This is a genomic window from Nonomuraea sp. 3N208 (assembly GCF_052245935.1).
Taxonomy (GTDB): Bacteria; Actinomycetota; Actinomycetes; order Streptosporangiales; family Streptosporangiaceae; genus Nonomuraea.
In genome coordinates this window covers 78,500-94,937 of the sequence record NZ_JBQQBR010000019.1, presented here as the reverse complement: position 1 = coordinate 94,937, position 16,438 = coordinate 78,500, and the positions used below count along the sequence as shown (strand labels likewise).

The window sequence follows — 16,438 nt, the reverse complement described above, 5'->3', positions numbered from 1 at the left end:
ATGCCCTACTCAATCTCAGGGGTGGGGGACAGCTATGCCGCCGTAGCGGTCCCAGCCTTTGGAGATACGGTCGTAGTACTTGGCCGCCTCGGCCGCGTCCCTGACCCAGTCCCACTCGCCGCTCGCCGCCGGCACCGGATAAGTCCGGATCTGCTCGGCGATGCGCTGGGCGTCATCGAGCCCGTCCCAGATGAGCCGCCGCATCTTCGGCGTCCGCTGCTCCTCGTCCCGCACGTAGATGCGGTATCCGAAGTACGCCGCCGCGACCGCCCGGTGCAGCCTGGCGGTCAGCACCGTCCGCTCGAAGTACGCCTCGAGTTGTTCGAAGTGCTCGGGCTCGAGGTCGCGCCTGGCCACGACGACGTCCCGCAGCGCGCTCTCGGCCACCCGCACCCCGTGGTCCTTCTCGGTGAGCACGTACTCCAGGTATCGGGGCGTCATGTGGTCGCCCATGGTCACCCAGCCCCTGTCCAGCACGTACTGCGCCTCCCTGGCCAGGGTGGGGTCGGACTTGCAGGCGGCCGGCGACAGATGGTCGACCAAGTCGATCCAGAAGTGGAACCGCTTGTTCACGTTGTGGCGCACATAGGTGACGGGCGGGTCGATCCACTTGCCTGACACGCTGCGGTGATAGCTCGAACAGTACGGCTCGTAGTCGAGTCTGGAGTGGTTGGCGGTGTTCGTGCCCAGGGTGTAGAGCACCGAGGTGACGATCTCGTACGACTTCGACAGCGCCGAGGCGACGTTCCGCGCGGCCCGCGGCCCGTACGTCCTGGCCGCGAACTCGCGGTAGATCGTCTCCACGCTCACCCGGGGATCCTCCGTGGCCCGGGCCAGCGCGTACAGGTTGATCTCGGTGGGCGTGCCGATGATGCGGGACTCGTCGTAGCGGTCGGTCCTGGCCACGTAGCCGATCACGTTCGGCAGGGTCTGGTAGTGGCGCAGCCGGTTGACGTGCTCTTCCGGCCACGCGTTCGCGATCTTCCCCTGGCCGTTGTACTCGCCTGCCGCGTCGTACTCGACGAGCACGGGCCGGTCGATCCGCGAGATCGTGGCGTCGTTCGGGTGGGTGAGGAAGAAGTCGTGGGGCGTGGCCTTGGCCATCACCTTGACGTGCGGGTTGCGGACCAGCGCGATCGCGCCGATCGTCCGCTCCATCTCCTCGGGGAAATACCCGAACGTGCGCAAGTAGAGCCCCAGCCCGCGTTCGTTGACCAGGACCTCGGCGACCTGATCCACCAGGTAGGCCAGCTTCTGCTCGGCCGTGGTGAGCCTCGTCGAGTGTTGCCGCTCCACCCGGGCGCCGGTCTCGATGAAGGTCAGCACCACCGAGTCGATGTCCGGCACCAGGTCGAGCATTTCCCGGTAGTCCTGCTTGAACCACTCCCAGAAGGCCGGATCGTCCAGGTCGATCGTGCCGCCGGGGCCGGTGCGGAACTCGGCAGGGTAGTAGTCCAGGTCGTAGAGCGAGTGGTCCCAGATCGCCACCTCGGCGATCCCGGCGTCGTGCGCCGCCTTGGTGAGCCGGTTGGCCTGCGCTTGCTTGGCCGGCTCGCGTACCTCGCGCAGGTCGTGCACGATCTCATGGCTCAGTTGCAAATGATTGATCTTGTACGGCTTCGCGGCGGCGATGACGGCGTCGGCCCCGGCGTCGCTGTCGGACAGGATCGTCCACCCGCGCACCTGCCCGGCCGCCGCCTCCGCGGGTAGCGCCACCCCGGCTGTCACCAGCAGGATCAGGGCGGCGATGACGCGGCTCATTGCTCCACCCCGTTCACGAACACCTTCCGCATGGTCAGGTCGTCGGTGAAGGCGATCTTGTCCGGTCCTGTGACGTTCGTGAACGTGCACTTCTCCAGGTGCACCCCGACCAGGTGGTCCGTCTCCAGGCCGACGAGGTTGAGCACGGCGTCGGCGCCGTCGACCTCGGTCCGCTCCATCCGGATGTCGCGGACGGACACCGGCTCCGTGCCGCCCTCGTTGCTGTTGTAGGCCATGTTGACGAAGATGACCTCGCGGTCCACGTTCTGGCCGGTGAAGTCGCGTACGTACACGCCCTCGATGAAGGCGCCGCGCTTCTTGCTGGCCTTGATGTAGACGGGATACTTCACCGGGTAGTTGCCGGGGAAGTCCGGGGAGTTGATCACACACCGTTCGGCGAAGACGTTGCGGACGCCGCCGGACATCTCGCTCCCCACCGTGATGCCGCCCCAGCGGCCGGAGAAGTAGCAGTCCTGGACGACGATGTTCTCGCTGGGCACGCCCACCCTGCGGCCGTCGGCGTCACGTCCCGACTTGACCGCGACGCAGTCGTCGTTGGTGTTGAAGCGGCAGCCGTGGATGTGCACGTACGACGACGCCTCGGGGTCACAGCCGTCGGTGTTGTAGAGCGTGCTGACGACGGTGACGCCGCGGATGGTGACGTTCGTGCAGAGGACGGGGTTGACGGTCCACATGGGCGGCTCGAGGATCGTGACCTCACTGACGAGGATGTCCTGACATTTCACGAACTGGACCATGGCTGGGCGCAGGTAATGCCCCGCCCCGAACACCCGCTGCCCGACCGGCACGCCGTCGTCGCCCATCTTCCGCAGCGTCCGCTGGTCGGCGCCCTGGGGCCCGCCATTGGCGTACCAGCTCTCCCACGGCCCCTGCCTGGCCTGGCCGTCCAGCGTGCCCTTGCCCGTGATCGCAATGTTCCGCTGGCCGTGGGTGTAGACGAAGGGGCTGTAGTTGTAGCACTCCGTGCCCTCCCACCGGGTGAAGACCACCGGCAGGTACGCGTTGGGATCGGGGCTGAAGGCGATCACGCCGCCCTCGGAAACATGTAACTCGACGTTGCTGAGCAGGTGAACGGCTCCGGTGAGGAAACGGCCTGGCGGAACCAGGACCCGCCCGCCACCGTTGCGGTGGCACTCAGCGATTGCTGCCTTGAACGCGGCCGTACAGTCGGTGGTCCCGTCGCCCACCGCTCCAAAAGCGGTGACATCCCACCTTCGCCGCGGGAATCGAGGAGGCCGGATCCTCCGCAGGATGTGCGGCACCTTGTGCCAGGGATCCGGTGATCGAGCTTCGGCCTGTGCCAACGCGGTTCCTGGAGTGATCGTGGCGGCCGCGAGGACTCCGCCGGCCTTCAGTAGAGATCGTCGAGAGTGCATGGTCACCACCGGGGGACGTGGAGACATCGGATCTCTGGAGCGTAAATCGCGCCGTGCCGGAATTCAAATCCTTACGAAGTTAATTGTGAAGGCTGGACCGGCGGGGTCGGGGTCGGGTCGTCCGGCGGCAGGTGGGCTCGCAGGCGATCGTCGAAGCCGTCGCGCACGTCGCGATAGGAACGATAGGACGGTGGATACGGCCAGCCCCAGCGCCGCTCGGACTCTCGTGCCTGCCACCACCGACGCGGACGCCGCAGCTCCTCGACGACGGCCAGCACCGTGTCGCCCACGTCGGCGGGGTCGGGCAGCACATCGCCGCAGATGTAGCGCTGCTGCCTGAGGAGGGTCGGGCAGTGCACGTCCCCTTGCGCGAACATGCCGAAGCGCCAGCCGCTCTCCTCGTCCCACGCCAGGGCGAGAACGGAATCCTCGGCGAGGCCGGGCTCGTCGAGGACGATCGTGGCGGAGCGCGGGAGGAACGCCGTGATCCAGTGCGCGCTCGGCTGGATTTCCCGGCGAACCAGTCCCAGATAGACATCGTGCAGGTAGCCGACGTGTAGTTCCTGCCAATCCACGCGCCAGATGCCGCGGGAGGTCACCACGTCCGAGCCAGTCGGCCGGCTGCTCCATCCGATGAGCCGGGAAGGGCAGGTGTAGACGCTTGCGTCGGCGTGCTCATGCTGATCGGGCGCATGCCAGGCTCCCACCGACGTTGCACAAGCCCGACGGAGGGCTCCTGGTGATGACCGGCCCGAGAGCTTCTCGTCCAAGCCCTGGGTGTGCGCTGCCTGCTCGACCATTCGACGCCTCCCCTCACAATGGTGAAGTACCGTAAGGCTGCATGCAATCTTGCACGGAGCCTTACTTCTGTGGCTCAATGGCGGGAGTGATCAAGGCAAGAGCAGGGCATCAGAGACATTTGGGATATATACGTGAGCGATGCATCTTCTCCCCCCGTGCAACGTCGCATTCTGGCGCGAGAGCTTCGCTACCTGAGAGAGCGAGCATCTCTCACGGGTGACGACATCAAAAATCGTCTGGGCTGGTCACCGTCCAAGATCAGTCGGATTGAGAACGCCCGGATCAGTGTGTCGGAAGACGACATCCAACTCCTGCTCGATCTCTACGAGGCCACGCCGGGTCGACGTGAGCGCCTCCTCGCGCTGGCCAGGCAGACCCAGACGCCGCACTCCTGGAGGGCTTACACCGCTGGGGCGCGGGAGTTCCTGACGTTCATGAGTGTGGAGGCGGTGGCCGAGTCCGTCAGGGAGTGGTCGATCAACGTCGTGCCCGGCATCGTGCAGACGGAGGCGTACGCGCGGCGTCTCATCACGAGCTGGCGCGAGGTCGATCCGACGTTGACGCCACGCCAGGTCGAAGAGCGCCTCTCCATTCGGATGAATCGCCAAAAACGGTTCTTCCCCCCTGAATCATCTCAAATATGGATAATCTTGGACGAATCTGTATTGTTGCGGACGGTCGGCAGTCCCGCTATCATGTCCGAACAAATGAGGAAGCTGGTCGACTTTTCTGATTTGCCTAATGTAACGCTTCAGGTCGTCCCCTTGGCGCACTCTCGCGGAATGGTCGAAGAGTCTTTTACCCTGCTGAATCTAGATAAAAGCGATCCGCTGGAACAGTCCCTGGTCTATGTCGATCGCAATGTCATCAGCCAATTCTTGCTGGACGAGCAGCAATCAATTTATTTTGAAAAAATGTTCGAGCTGCTCGCCGATTATGCGCTGTCTCCCGCCGCCACACGTGAATTTATCGCCAACCTGGCTCATTCTTGATCCGGAGTCCACTACGCTGTCCACACATGGAACATCAGTGGAAGCGCTCCAGCTTCTGTAGCCATAATGGCAACTGTCTCGAAGTCCGCCTGCTCGACAGCGGCGACGTTGCCATCAGAGACTCCAAAGACGTCAGTCTCCAGCCGCTCGTGATATCGGCCTCCTCCTACCGCCACCTGCTCGACAAGATCAAACGCGGCGACGTCTGATCGATCAGCGCCGCACGGGATGTGATCGCACGCCCGACCACCAGCGCTGCTCGACGTGTCAGCGCACGTGCCGTACCCGGATGCCGTGCGCGTCGGCGCGTTCGGTGCCCGCCGCGTCGACGTTGGTGATGGGGATCAGACCCAGGACCTGGCCGGTGCGGCCCTCGTCCGTCATGCGGATGATCAGCATGCCGGGGTTGGTGCCGTGCGAGGAGTGCGGGTCGCCGGAGAGCGGGTTCGGACCGCGTGCCGACGCGAACAGCCACGCCCGGTCGGGGGAGCCGGCGAACAGGTCCACCGTCGGATCGGCGCTGAACGGCGACGTCAGTGGCACCGTGTTGACACGGGAGCCGGTGCGGCCGTCGAAGACCTCCGCCACGTTGCCGTCGCGGTCGCCCACCCAGACATGGCGTTCCCAGGCGCTGACGGCGGTGCCGTGCGCGTCACGGTCCGGCGCGTCGTCGTCGAAGAGCCGCTCCACGGGAGGCGTGTTCGGTGGGTTGGCGGCGGAGTAGCCGCTGCGCGGCACCCGGAAAACGCTGAACTGGTCGAGGTTGGCGGGGGTGCCGCCGCCCCCGTCGCCGAAGACGGCGCCCTTCGCTTCGATGAAGCCGCAGCCGTTCGCCGGCACGTGTGCCGCGTCGTACTCTCCCACGATGGCCATCGGCGTGGTGCGCCAGTCCACGACGAACATGCCGCCGCCCCGCAGGCTGACGAAGACCGGGCCGTTGTCGGAGGCGATGAACGGGCAGATCGGCGCGTTGTCGGGGCGTGCCTCAGGAGACTGGCACGGCGCGCCGCTCGGGGTGGTGCAGCCCGCCAGGTCGAGCGTCGCCGCGGGCTCCTGCCTGAACGCGCCGGCGGCATAATCGGTGCGGATCCGCTCCAGCTTCTTGCCGTTCTGGTTGGCGATGATGAGGTATCGGTCGTCCTCGGTCGGCCACAGGGCGTGGGCCTGCCGGGCGCCGCCCGCTCCGGTCTCGGTGGAGAAACAGGCGAGCGGCCGCCGGGAAGCGGCATCGAAGATCACCACGTGGCCGCTGGCGACGAAGGCGAGCGCCGCGTGGGTGTCGGCCTTGTTGAACACGATCATGTGAGGCCGGACCGGGTTCCGCCCGGTGCTCGACAGGCACAGGGACGATGTGGCGCCGCCGAGGTCGATCACCCCGGTCGGCCGGGCGGCGGACAGACGCCTGGTGACGTCGCCGCCGTCGTACACGTGCACGGTGCCGCCATGGGTGAGGCCGTTCGTGTCGGACTGGTCGACCAGCCATATCTCGTAGGAGTCCCTGGGGGCTTCGCCCGCCCCTAAGGCGAACGTCATCAGCAGCATGATGATCACGGCACGCCATCTCATGGCGACTCCCCCTGTCTCCAGCACGGCTCCGCCCGCAGTGTCTCCGCGATCTCCAACCATGACAAGAGTTTGAATTTCTTGATATTTCTTGATATTTCGTGATGCTGCTGCGTGGTGAGATGGAGCTCGAGCGGCACGACGCGACAGGCGGGCACCGCACCTGATCGGCACAGATACAACTTCCGTTCACGATGTGTTTCATGTCCGGTTCTGCGCTGGCGAGCTGCGGGGACTTCGATCAGCCTCGTGCGGGTGGCCTTCACCCGCGACGCGGCGGTGCTCGACGACCGGCGGCTGCTGTTGATCGAGCGGGACAACGACATGGGCCCGAGCGCCCGGATCAAGCGTCTGGTCGTCACCGACCTCGACGCCGCGGCGCCGGACGGCGCCCTGCCCCGCCGCACTGCCGTGGACCTGCTGCGCATCGCCGACCCCAAGGGCGTCTCTTCGCCGGCCCGCCCAGGCGAGTACGGGGTCGGGCCGCTGTTCTCGTTCCCGCTGCAGTCGGTCGAGTCGGTGCTGCCGCTGCGCGGTGACCGGGTCGTGGTCGCCAACGACAACAACTTCCCCGGGAACGACGGACGCATCGCGGGCCGGCCCGACGACACCGAGGTGATCGTCATCGACGTGCCGGGGCTGCGCGACTGACGGCGGTTCGCGGACGTTCCATACGGCCGGGCCAGGGAGCGGAGTGCTGCCGGGCCGGGTCGGCAGGGGTGCACTTACGTGCACCCCTGTTCTGCGTCCAGCCACATTCCGCGTCGATGTCCTGGCTCGTTACGTTCGTGCTCGGGACGTTGACGCCGCGTTCACCAAGGCTCGCGGCGATGGGGAACGGTTCCCGGACACCGGAAGGCTCGATCATGAATACGTCAGGCTTGGCGCCGGCCGCTCCGCACGGCTCACCGGAGACGGCCACGCGGGTGCCGGCCCCGGACCTGGCACGGGGTCTCATGCTGCTGGCCATTGCCTTCGCGCACGCGCCGCTGTTCGTGGTCGACATCGACCACGGCCCTGCCTTACTCAACGACCTCACACACGGCTTCCACAATCTCTTCGTCAACAACCACGCCCGGCCGATGTTCGCGTTCCTGTTCGGCTACTCGCTGGTCCAGCTGCTGGACCGGCGGACGCGGCGGGGCAGCGATTGGGTGGCCGTACGCAAGCTGCTGCGCCGGAGGGGATGGTGGCTGGTCCTGATCGGGTTCGTCCACATGGCGGTGCTGGTCCCCATCGACATCCTGGCCGCGTACGGGATCAGCGCCGTCCTGCTCGTCGGCCTGCTGCGGGCCAAGGACTCGACTCTGCTGTGGACGGCGGGGCTCAGCCTGGTGCCGGCGACCGTCTTGGTCGGGTTCGCCATGTGGTATCCGCTGTCGCAGGGCCGTTCTCCTATCGCGGCCGGTATCGTCGCGGCCGGGATGAAGGACCCATGGCAGTTGTTCGCCGAGCGGCTCCAGGCCTGGCCGTTCGGCCTGGTGGCCGGAGTGATCCTGGTTGTTCCTGGCGTGATCATCGGAGTGTGGGCAGCGCGGCGGCGGCTGCTGGACGAGCCCGCGCGGCATCGCCGCTTCCTGATCAAAGCCGCGATCGTCACCATCACCCTGTCCGTCATCGGCGCCGTGCCTGTCGGTCTTGTCCAGGCCGGCGTATGGGCCGAGCCGCCGGGCGCCGCCTTGTGGGCGGCGGCGCTCACGCAACCGTTCACCGGATACTTCGGCGGGATCGGCATGGCCGCGGTCATCGGCTTGATCGCGATCCCGATCACCAGGCGACCGAACGGCCTGGCCACTGCCGTTCAGGCGCTCGGTCAGCGCTCGATGAGCTTGTACCTCTTCCAGTCCTTCGTGTTCGTCGGGGTCTTCTACCCGTACGGACTCGAGCTGCAGGACGATCTTGGGCTTGCCGGTGCCACAGGCGTGGCCATGGCGACCTGGCTGGTGTCGGTGGTCATCGCCGATTTCATGCGGCGTGTCGGGTACAGAGGTCCTGCGGAGATCCTGTTGCGCCGCCTGGCCTACCGATGAGGTGGCTCCGACCTCAAACTAGCGTGGATGTGGGTGTCGATTCCGGCCAGGCCCGTTCGTAGTCAGATGAACGGGCGGGACGGACCCCGCCTCTGACGAGAGGAACACCGCCGTGCCCCACTACATGCTGTCCGTGCACAGCTCCGAGAGCCAGGTCCATGAACCGATGACGGAGGAGGAGATGCGGCAGTCCCACGAGCGGCTCGGCGCCGTGGAGCAGGAGATGAAGTCGTCCGGAATGTGGGTGTTCTCCGGCCGCCTGCACGACGCCGACACCGCCACCGTGGTGCGCGTGCGCGACGGCCAAGTCCTGACCACCGACGGCCCCTTCACCGAGTCGAAAGACCACCTCGGCGGCTTCTACATCATCCAGGCCGACGATCTCGACGCCGCACTAGCCCTGGCCTCGAAGGCCACCGCGGCCATCGACACGCCGATCGAGGTACGTCCATTCGCCGGCACCTCACAGGAGTGAACATCGGACAGGCCGCGATCGGCCGGATCTTCCGCGAGGAGTACGGCCGGTCGCTGGCCACGCTGATCGGCGTCTTCGACGACATCGACGCCGCCGAGGACGCGGTGCAGGAGGCGTTCGCCCTGGCCCTGATCAAGTGGCCGGCCGAAGGACTGCCGCCCAACCCGGGCGGCTGGATCACCGTCACCGCCCGCAACCGCGCGATCGACCGCCTGCGCCGCCGGACGCGCGAAAGGCGCCTGCTGGGTGACGTGACGCTTCTCGCGCCCGACCGCGAACCGGAGGAGCAGGACCTAGTGCCCGACGACCGGCTCAAGCTGATCTTCACCTGCTGTCACCCCGCCCTGTCCGCCGAGGCGCAGGTAGCGCTCACGCTGCGACTGCTCGGCGGTCTGTCCACCGACGAGGTCGCCCGGTCCTTCCTGGTCGCCGAGCCGGCCATGGCACAGCGCCTGGTCCGCGCCAAACGCAAGATCAAAGCCGCGCGCATCCCATACCGGATCCCCGCCGACCATGAGCTGCCCGGCCGCCTGCCCCCCGTGCTGGCCGTCGTCTACCTCATCTACAACACCGGCCTGTCCGGCCCGGAGGAGCGGGGCCTGTGCGCCGAGGCGATCCGGCTGGTCCGCCTCCTTGCCACGCTCATGCCCGGCGCGGCGGAGGTCGCCGGACTGCTGGCCCTGCTGCTGCTCATCGAATCCCGGCGCGCCGCACGCACCCGGCCCGACGGCTCCCTGGTCCTGCTTGGCGACCAGGACCGCCGGCAGTGGGACCGGTCCCTGATCACAGAAGGCCAGGCGATCGTCCGCCGCTGCCTCCTGCACGACCGGCCGGGACCGTACCAGCTACAGGCCGCCATCAACGCCGTGCACGCCGACGCCCCCACCGCCGCCCACACCGACTGGCCACAGATCATCGCCCTGTACGACCATCTGTACGCCCTCGCGCCCACTCCGGTCGTCGCACTCAACCGCGCCATCGCCGTCGCCGAAGTCCACGGCCCTGCCGCCGCCCTGGCCCTGATCGACCAGCTCGACCTCGACCACTACTACCCCTTCCACGCCGCCCGCGCGGACTTGCTCCGGCGCCTCGACCGTCACAGCGAGGCCGCCGCCGCCTACCAGCGCGCCGCTGACCTGGCGCCGGTCGGACCCGAGCGAGACTTCCTCACCCGCGGCGGCCGCTGAACCACCTTCATGTCATGAGCCGAGGCGGAGCCGTCACCATTCCACCGGAGATCATCCGATGCCCACTCAGCATCCCCTCACCTACCACGCGTTCGTTGAACTCGCCGCCGCCGACCCCGCCGTCGTCGGACTCGTACTCAAGGGCTCCCGCGCCCACGACGACATGATCACCGAGCACTCGGACTACGACCTGTACGTCGTCTTCGCCGACAGTGCGACAACGGATCTCACCCGGTTCGCCGGCCACCGCACCCCCGAACTCGACCTCGTCATCATCTCCCTCGCCGAGTTCCACGCGGTCGGAATGCCCGGCTTCGAGCGCTACGCCCTCGCCCGCGCCAGGATCGTGCTCGACCGGCTCGACGGAGGCATCGCCGAGATCCTCGCCGCCAAGGCACGGCTCGATGCCGATGAAGCATTCCGGGACTCCGGTGAATGGCTCGACGCCTATGCCAACTCCCTCTACCGGTCCATCAAGAACGACCGTGACGGACATTCACTTGCCGCCCGCCTCGACGCCGCCGACAGCATCCGGTTTCTGCTGGAGCTGCTCTTCGCTCTCGACCGTCGCCCTCGCCCTTACAACAAATACCTGGAATGGGAACTCGCCCGATACCCGCTGCCCGGCTGGGACACCGGCAGGTTGCTGGACGCCGCGCACCGCATCTCGGGAACGGGCGACGTGCCCTTGCAACGGCGCCTCTTCGCCCATGTCGAGGCAGTGGCCCGGCGCGCCGGGCACGGCGCGGTGCTGGACGCCTGGGGCGAGGACCTCGACCTGATGCGACCGCAATAGGGGGATATCCCTGCTTTCGACGCAATGGCGCTCATGCCCTTCCCTGCAATTTGCCGTCCCATGGCGCTGCAGTGAAAGGCCTGGGGAAGCCCCTGTTCAGGTTGGGTTCGGCGGTGCAAATGTGCACTCGAAGGCTCGCGCCCGCTCGCTGGTGCGTGATGCCGTATTTCTTTAGGCGTGCTGATAATTACGTGCATGTGGCGACGTGCCAGAAATGAGAATTTACCTCTGGCCGGGCGTCCACGCTCGTCATCTCCGGATCCGTCGTCACCGCCGCGCAGGCCTCCGACGCCAGCAATTGCGCGGCGGCCCAGCAGGTCACCAACGCCTCCAATGCAGCCCGGAGGTGTGAGTGGAAAGGTAAGTGCTACTACTGCTACAGGGACGGACGCTGGGAGCGCCAGTACTGCAGGGGCGGCTCCCACAACTAGCCGCATCGGCGGCTGACCTCAACGAACAACTGCAGCCCCGCGAGGCGCCGGCCTTGCGGGGCTGCCCGTGCATGCAGGTCACTACGCCACCATGATGGTCGCGGTCCGAGCGGTGACGACGATTGCACGGCTGGAAGTCACCTGTCAAACTGGTGATGTGAAGCACGTGTTCCTGTGTGGCAACCCCGCGCTCGACCTCGCTTGCACGCTCCGCGCGCGCCGCACGGAGCGCTTCGAGACACTCGACTCCCCCGACCGGCTCGACGCTTGGTACTTGGGGTCCGGCATCGTCGATGCCGTCTCTCCCTGCCAGGAAGAGGACCTGGCCCAGGCGGTGGTGGTGCGCGAGGCCATCTACGCGCTAGTAACCGCCCGGCTCGCTGGTGACGGCTACGACGACGAGGCGCTCGCCCTGGTGAACGACACCGCGCGCCAACCCCCGGCGGCGCCCCAGCTCAGGGCCGAGGGGCGGTGGGTCGAGGCGACCCCGGCGCAGGCGCTGTCCACCGTGGCCCGGCACGCCATCGAGCTGCTCAGCGGGCCGGAGGTGCCGCTGATGAAGGAATGCGCCAACCCCGAGTGCACCAAGATCTTCATCGATCGGTCGCGCGGCGGGCGTCGGGAGTGGTGCGGCATGGAGTCCTGCGGCAACAAGATCAAGGCCGCGGCGTACCGGGCACGCAAGAAGGAGGCCCAGGCGGCCGGCACGTACTGATCCCGGCTGCTCCACCCTGTCCTTTCCCGGCCTGACGACACACACCTTTCCAGGCCTGACGACACACCCGTCTTGACCGGCGGCGGCCTGCTGGTGGCCGATCCACGCGAGGCGCTCCTGCTCGACGAGCTCACCAACCACCTTTTCGCCTCGCCTCTCCGGCGACCTGGACAAGGCCCTGGGGCGCCGATGGGCCCCGGCGCGATCCTGATCGCCAGCCACGACCGATGGTTACGCGCCCGCTGGCACGGCCGCCACTTCCGCCTGCCGAGAATGCATCACCGTCTTGACAGGTGACGCATGGCTTGCCAGTATCGTCACCAGTTGAACCGGTGACGCTGGATGCGTTCCCGGCGTATCTCCACCTGCCCAGAAGGGAAAAGCCATGGCTGTCAGCTACACCGGGGTCGTCACCGTCACGGGAGAGGGCCGCAACGGAGGCCGGGTCCAAGCCAACGACGGCCTCCTCGACACCACGCTCGCCGTCCCGAAGCAGCTCGGCGGAGCGGGCGGGGCCACCAACCCCGAGCAGCTGTTCGCCGCGGGCTGGGGCTCCTGCTTCCTCGGCGCGGTCAGAAGGGCGGCGGCGCAGCGCAAGATCACGTTGAAGAGCACGGCCATCACGGCGGAGGTGACCCTGCACGGTGACGACGGCGAGTTCAGCCTCAGCGCCGTGCTCAACCTGGAACTCGCAGGCGTGGACCAGCAGACGGCCGACGAGCTCGGCGCCGCGGCCCACCAGCTCTGCCCCTACTCCAAGGCGACCCGCGGCAACATCCCGGTCACCATCAACGCGAAAGCCGCCTGAGGTGCGGCCGGCGCAGGACGCCACCGAGACCGCGCGCCGTGTCCGCTTCGGCCGGCTGCCCGAGCGGGTCCGGCTCGAGGACACGGTCGAAGAGCGCGCAGCCACCACGCCGGATCCCGCGCAGCGGGCCTACGACGCGGACGAATGGCTCGTGCGGTACTGCCTATGAAACCTGGAGGGACATCGTGATGCGCATCCCCAAATCCGTGAGAGTGCTGACGGTGGCCACGATCGTGGTGGCCGTCGCCCTGGGGTGCCTGGCCCAGGTGTTCTGAACCGACGGCACCAAGCCGGCCCCAAAGCCCGGCGACGTGCTGAGCCATTGGTCGGTTCCTGCTGGGGCGGGGCGCCGGCGCCGCCGGGGCGGGCGCGGTCACCCTGGCGACCCTGCCGGGGTTCATCCTGCAACTGATCGTCGGCGTCAGGCCGCGACAGTGGCGTGCATCTCCCACACCAGGATCTCGGCCGGCTCCGTGGCGATCACCCGCTGCCCGCCGGTGGCGGTGAACCGGACCGCGTCGCCGGCCGCCAGCTCCCCCGCTCCCTCCAGGCCGACCGCGCCGCGCGCCACGAACAGGTGCAGGTAAGGGGCCTCGGGAAGCTGGACGGCCTGACCGGGCTGGAGCCGGGCGGCGTACAGGGCCGCATACTTGTTCCTGATGTGGATCGCCGCCTCGCCGTCGTGCTTGCTCATGCCCGAGGCGACCGGGATCAGCCCGCCGGAGAGCAGCTCGTGCGCGATCTCTAGCTGCTCGTAGCCGGGCGTGATGTTGTTCTCATCAGGTACGACCCACATCTGGATGAAGTGCACCGGGTCGCGGTGGACGTCCCCGCCCAGCCGCCAGGAGTCGTTCTTCTCGGAGTGCAGGATGCCGCGGCCGGCGCTCATCCGCTGCGCCAGACCGGGATAGATGACGCCGTTGTGGCCGGTGGAGTCCTGGTGAACCAGCGAGCCCTCCAGCACCCAGGTGACGATCTCCATGTCCCGGTGCGGGTGGGTGTCGAAACCGGTACCGGCGTCGACGATGTCGTCGTTGTTGACCAGCAGCAGACCGTGGTGCGTGTTGCGGTGGTCGTGGTGATGGCCGAAGGAGAAGGAGTGTTTGGAGTCCAGCCAGCCGAAGCTGCTCGTGAAGCGCTCTCCGGCGCGGCGGATGTCCACCCCGGCCGGGGGAACGATGTCGCTCATCATGCCCTACCTCTCTGTACGGGCGGCCTTGATCGCCGACCTGCTCCTGGTGGTCTACCACCACCCATTCAGGTGACGCGTCACGCAGGCAATGCGCCTAACCCGGGTGACGTGTCATCTATTCCGGTAAGGCTTGCCGTCCGTGGAGACACCGAGCCCGTGGCTGACTGAGAATCAGCAGCGCATCCGGCGCGCGTCCGGATGCGGGCGCACGGCCATCGAGCAGGCGGCACCGGCCCATGCGGACACCGGGCGGAAACTCGTCTTCGACTCGCTCTCCGATAAGGAGTGCGGCGGTTCCCGCGCCCGTGGTGACGAGCGTGGCACAGGCGCCGAGCACAGCAGTCGCCGTCACGGTCGCGCGCCGGACGGGTCGCAAGCGGGCATAGCGGAACATCAAGTCTCCAGAGAGGTGAGCGTGGTGCAAGGGCCATGACCTTTCGCCGCCCGATCGCCGGGGCCGTTGGGCCTGGTCGGCGAGGATCCGCGACGACGGCAGACCGTGATCTTCCTGCGGCACTTTGCGCTGAAGACTGCTCATCCATTAGTGCGTTTCATGACCATTCAGTGCTCACGCGGAGGATTCTCGCCGCCAGCCAGAGCGTCCAGAAAGCTACAGTTATCCCTATGCGTTCGGGGGATGACCAGAATTTCGCGCTGCTTGGGGGGCGGCTGCAGGCAGCCAGGGAGCAGGCCTTCGTCGGGCGGAAGGAGGAGCTCACCGCCTTCGGCTCGGCGTTGCACGACGGTGGCCGCGTCCTGTACGTACACGGTCCCGGCGGGGTCGGGAAGTCGGCGCTGGTGCGGCGCTTCGCAGAGGAGGCGGCGACCGCCGGACGGCCGGTGACGGTGCTGGACGGGCGCACGCTCGAGCCGTCACCGGCGGCGTTCGAGGCCGCGGCCGGACCGGCGCTGCTCTACGAGCGCGCGGTGCTGCTTGTCGACACCTTCGAGCGCGTCCAGGGGCTGGAGGGCTGGCTCCGCGAGCGGTTCCTGCCCCGCCTGCCGCTCGGCGCGACGGTCGTGGTGGCCGGCCGGAACCCTCCGGACATGTTGTGGCGGGCCGACCCCGGCTGGGCGGACGCGCTGCAGGTCATATCGCTGCGCGACCTCCGTCCTGAGGACGCCGCGGCACTGCTGGACGCCCGAGGCGTGGCCGCCGAGCTGCGCGAACCGCTGCTCTCCTTCGCCGGCGGCCACCCTCTCGCGCTGTCGCTCGGCGCCGCAGTCGCGATCAAGGATCGTGCGGCGAGCTCCCGCTGGACACCCACTCAGGACGTGGTCGCCACCCTGCTCGACCAACTCGTCGGCGACGTGCCCAGCGACGCGCACCGGCACGCGCTGGAAGTCTGCGCGCACGCCTATATGACCACCGAAGACCTGCTGCGTGCGGTCCTGCCGGACGACGCCGCGGCCTTGTTCGCCTGGCTGCGGCGGCTGCCGTTCGTCGAATCCAGCAGTCTCGGCCTGTTCCCGCACGACGTGGCGCGGACGGTGCTGGAGGCCGATCTGCGCTGGCGCGACACGCAAGGGTACGCGGACATGCACCACCGCATCCACGCCCACCTTGCCGCCCAGATCCGCATCGCGGCGGACTCCGATGTTCTGGCGGCCGTCGGCTCGCTGTTCTTCCTGCACCGCGACATCGGATCGACGGCGGAGTTCCACACCTGGCGCGGCGAGGGCGAGGTCTACGAGGACGCATTCCGGCCCGAGGACACCGAAGCCCTGGTGCGGCTGGCCGCCGAGGTGGACGGCGAGGAGTCGGCGGCCGGCGTCGCTTTCTGGACCGGCCGCCAGCCCGCGGCGTTCCGCCTTTACCGGCGTACGGAGACCGGCGAGCTGGTGGGCATGTGCTCCTGGGTTCGCCTGGACAAGCCCAGGAACGAGGAGGCGGCGGCTGACCCGATCATCGCGGCGGCCTGGGCGAACGCCCGCGCGCTCGCACCGCTGCGGCCAGATGAGCACCTGGCCGTCGGCCGGACCTGGGTGCGCGAGCGTTACCAAGGCATGTCACCGGTGATGGACCTGATCCAATGGCGGGCCATCGGCTACTGCCTGCGTGCCGACCGCATGGCCTGGTCTTTCATGGCCATGCCGAGCGAGGGCCCCATGCGTGACTATCTCCGGCATTACGACATGCACGACGTCGGAGAGCACGCGTGGCTGGGTGACACGGAGTACGCCCTGTTCGCTCACGACTGGCGGGCAGCGCCCGTTCAGGCCTGGCTGGACCGGTTGGACCGGCTCCTGCTGGTCGGCACGCAGGACGTCCCCGACGCCCGGCCGGCCG

Annotated in this window: 15 protein-coding genes and 1 pseudogene; 11 read left to right on the top strand and 5 right to left on the bottom strand. The window is 67.7% G+C overall.

Features of this window, described 5'->3' with window-relative positions; all coding sequences use genetic code 11:
- Positions 1 to 15 precede the first annotated feature (15 nt).
- The 3 genes from ACTWPT_RS28050 to ACTWPT_RS28040 all read right to left on the bottom strand — a co-directional run bounded on the left by ACTWPT_RS28050 (position 16) and on the right by ACTWPT_RS28040 (position 3,865).
- A complete protein-coding gene (locus ACTWPT_RS28050) occupies positions 16 to 1,761 on the bottom strand; it encodes a hypothetical protein (protein WP_443180457.1) in 1,746 nt (581 codons plus the stop codon).
- Entirely contained in the window at positions 1,758 to 2,969 is a 1,212-nt protein-coding gene (locus tag ACTWPT_RS28045; protein ID WP_443180456.1) for a glycoside hydrolase family 28 protein, read from the bottom strand. Before ACTWPT_RS28045 ends, ACTWPT_RS28050 begins: the two co-directional genes overlap by 4 nt.
- Before the next feature lie 260 nt (positions 2,970 to 3,229).
- A complete protein-coding gene (locus tag ACTWPT_RS28040; protein WP_443180455.1) occupies positions 3,230 to 3,865 on the bottom strand; it encodes a DUF6292 family protein in 636 nt (211 codons plus the stop codon).
- A gap of 225 nt (positions 3,866 to 4,090) precedes the next feature.
- Between ACTWPT_RS28040 and ACTWPT_RS28035 the strand changes: the two genes are divergently transcribed.
- Positions 4,091 to 4,951 (top strand): helix-turn-helix domain-containing protein, encoded by an 861-nt coding sequence (locus ACTWPT_RS28035; RefSeq protein ID WP_443180454.1) that lies wholly within the window; start codon positions 4,091 to 4,093, stop codon positions 4,949 to 4,951.
- Positions 4,952 to 4,977: 26 nt separating this feature from the next.
- On the top strand, positions 4,978 to 5,160 hold the full coding sequence (locus ACTWPT_RS28030; RefSeq protein WP_443180453.1) for a DUF397 domain-containing protein: 183 nt from the start codon (positions 4,978 to 4,980) through the stop codon (positions 5,158 to 5,160).
- Between the two features lie 58 nt (positions 5,161 to 5,218).
- Here ACTWPT_RS28030 and ACTWPT_RS28025 read toward each other — a convergent pair whose 3' ends face one another.
- On the bottom strand, positions 5,219 to 6,517 hold the full coding sequence (locus ACTWPT_RS28025) for a hypothetical protein (RefSeq protein WP_443180452.1): 1,299 nt from the start codon (positions 6,515 to 6,517) through the stop codon (positions 5,219 to 5,221).
- Between the two features lie 252 nt (positions 6,518 to 6,769).
- On the opposite strand from ACTWPT_RS28025, the gene ACTWPT_RS28020 reads away from it, so the two are divergent.
- The 8 genes from ACTWPT_RS28020 to ACTWPT_RS27985 all read left to right on the top strand — a co-directional run bounded on the left by ACTWPT_RS28020 (position 6,770) and on the right by ACTWPT_RS27985 (position 13,125).
- Positions 6,770 to 7,165, top strand: a complete 396-nt coding sequence (locus ACTWPT_RS28020) for an esterase-like activity of phytase family protein (RefSeq protein WP_443180451.1) — start codon at positions 6,770 to 6,772, stop codon at positions 7,163 to 7,165.
- 215 nt (positions 7,166 to 7,380) lie between these two features.
- Entirely contained in the window at positions 7,381 to 8,544 is a 1,164-nt protein-coding gene (locus ACTWPT_RS28015) for a DUF418 domain-containing protein (protein WP_443180450.1), read from the top strand.
- Between the two features lie 112 nt (positions 8,545 to 8,656).
- The gene (locus tag ACTWPT_RS28010) at positions 8,657 to 9,019 is read left to right on the top strand and encodes a YciI family protein (RefSeq protein ID WP_443180449.1); all 363 of its coding nucleotides are present in this window, start codon (positions 8,657 to 8,659) and stop codon (positions 9,017 to 9,019) included.
- Positions 9,016 to 10,206, top strand: a complete 1,191-nt coding sequence (locus ACTWPT_RS28005; RefSeq protein WP_443180448.1) for an RNA polymerase sigma factor — start codon at positions 9,016 to 9,018, stop codon at positions 10,204 to 10,206. Before ACTWPT_RS28010 ends, ACTWPT_RS28005 begins: the two co-directional genes overlap by 4 nt.
- 58 nt (positions 10,207 to 10,264) lie before the next feature.
- Entirely contained in the window at positions 10,265 to 11,002 is a 738-nt protein-coding gene (locus ACTWPT_RS28000) for a hypothetical protein (RefSeq protein WP_443180447.1), read from the top strand.
- Positions 11,003 to 11,590: 588 nt separating this feature from the next.
- Complete coding sequence (locus ACTWPT_RS27995) at positions 11,591 to 12,148, top strand: CGNR zinc finger domain-containing protein (protein ID WP_443180446.1); 558 nt, start codon at positions 11,591 to 11,593, stop codon at positions 12,146 to 12,148.
- Positions 12,149 to 12,533: 385 nt separating this feature from the next.
- Positions 12,534 to 12,956 carry an organic hydroperoxide resistance protein gene (locus ACTWPT_RS27990; RefSeq protein ID WP_443180445.1) on the top strand — a complete coding sequence of 141 codons (423 nt, stop codon included), beginning with the start codon at positions 12,534 to 12,536 and terminating at the stop codon, positions 12,954 to 12,956.
- A gap of 1 nt (position 12,957) precedes the next feature.
- The gene (locus ACTWPT_RS27985; protein ID WP_443180444.1) at positions 12,958 to 13,125 is read left to right on the top strand and encodes a hypothetical protein; all 168 of its coding nucleotides are present in this window, start codon (positions 12,958 to 12,960) and stop codon (positions 13,123 to 13,125) included.
- Between the two features lie 252 nt (positions 13,126 to 13,377).
- Here the strand turns inward: ACTWPT_RS27985 and ACTWPT_RS27980 are convergent, their stop codons facing one another.
- Positions 13,378 to 14,148 (bottom strand): pirin family protein, encoded by a 771-nt coding sequence (locus ACTWPT_RS27980; protein ID WP_443180443.1) that lies wholly within the window; start codon positions 14,146 to 14,148, stop codon positions 13,378 to 13,380.
- A gap of 429 nt (positions 14,149 to 14,577) precedes the next feature.
- On the opposite strand from ACTWPT_RS27980, the pseudogene ACTWPT_RS27975 reads away from it, so the two are divergent.
- A pseudogene (locus ACTWPT_RS27975) lies at positions 14,578 to 15,018 on the top strand (AAA family ATPase); the annotation flags it as partial.
- Positions 15,019 to 16,438: the final 1,420 nt, after the last annotated feature.

Bases quoted from the DNA above. Each gene is read 5' to 3' on its own strand.
- ACTWPT_RS28050 (WP_443180457.1), bottom strand. From the start codon at position 1,761: ATGAGCCGCGTCATCGCCGCCCTGATCCTGCTGGTGACAGCCGGGGTG.
- ACTWPT_RS28030 (WP_443180453.1), top strand. From the start codon at position 4,978: ATGGAACATCAGTGGAAGCGCTCCAGCTTCTGTAGCCATAATGGCAAC.
- ACTWPT_RS28025 (WP_443180452.1), bottom strand. From the start codon at position 6,517: ATGAGATGGCGTGCCGTGATCATCATGCTGCTGATGACGTTCGCCTTA.
- ACTWPT_RS27990 (WP_443180445.1), top strand. From the start codon at position 12,534: ATGGCTGTCAGCTACACCGGGGTCGTCACCGTCACGGGAGAGGGCCGC.
- ACTWPT_RS27980 (WP_443180443.1), bottom strand. From the start codon at position 14,148: ATGATGAGCGACATCGTTCCCCCGGCCGGGGTGGACATCCGCCGCGCC.
- ACTWPT_RS28015 (WP_443180450.1), top strand. From the start codon at position 7,381: ATGAATACGTCAGGCTTGGCGCCGGCCGCTCCGCACGGCTCACCGGAG.
- ACTWPT_RS28000 (WP_443180447.1), top strand. From the start codon at position 10,265: ATGCCCACTCAGCATCCCCTCACCTACCACGCGTTCGTTGAACTCGCC.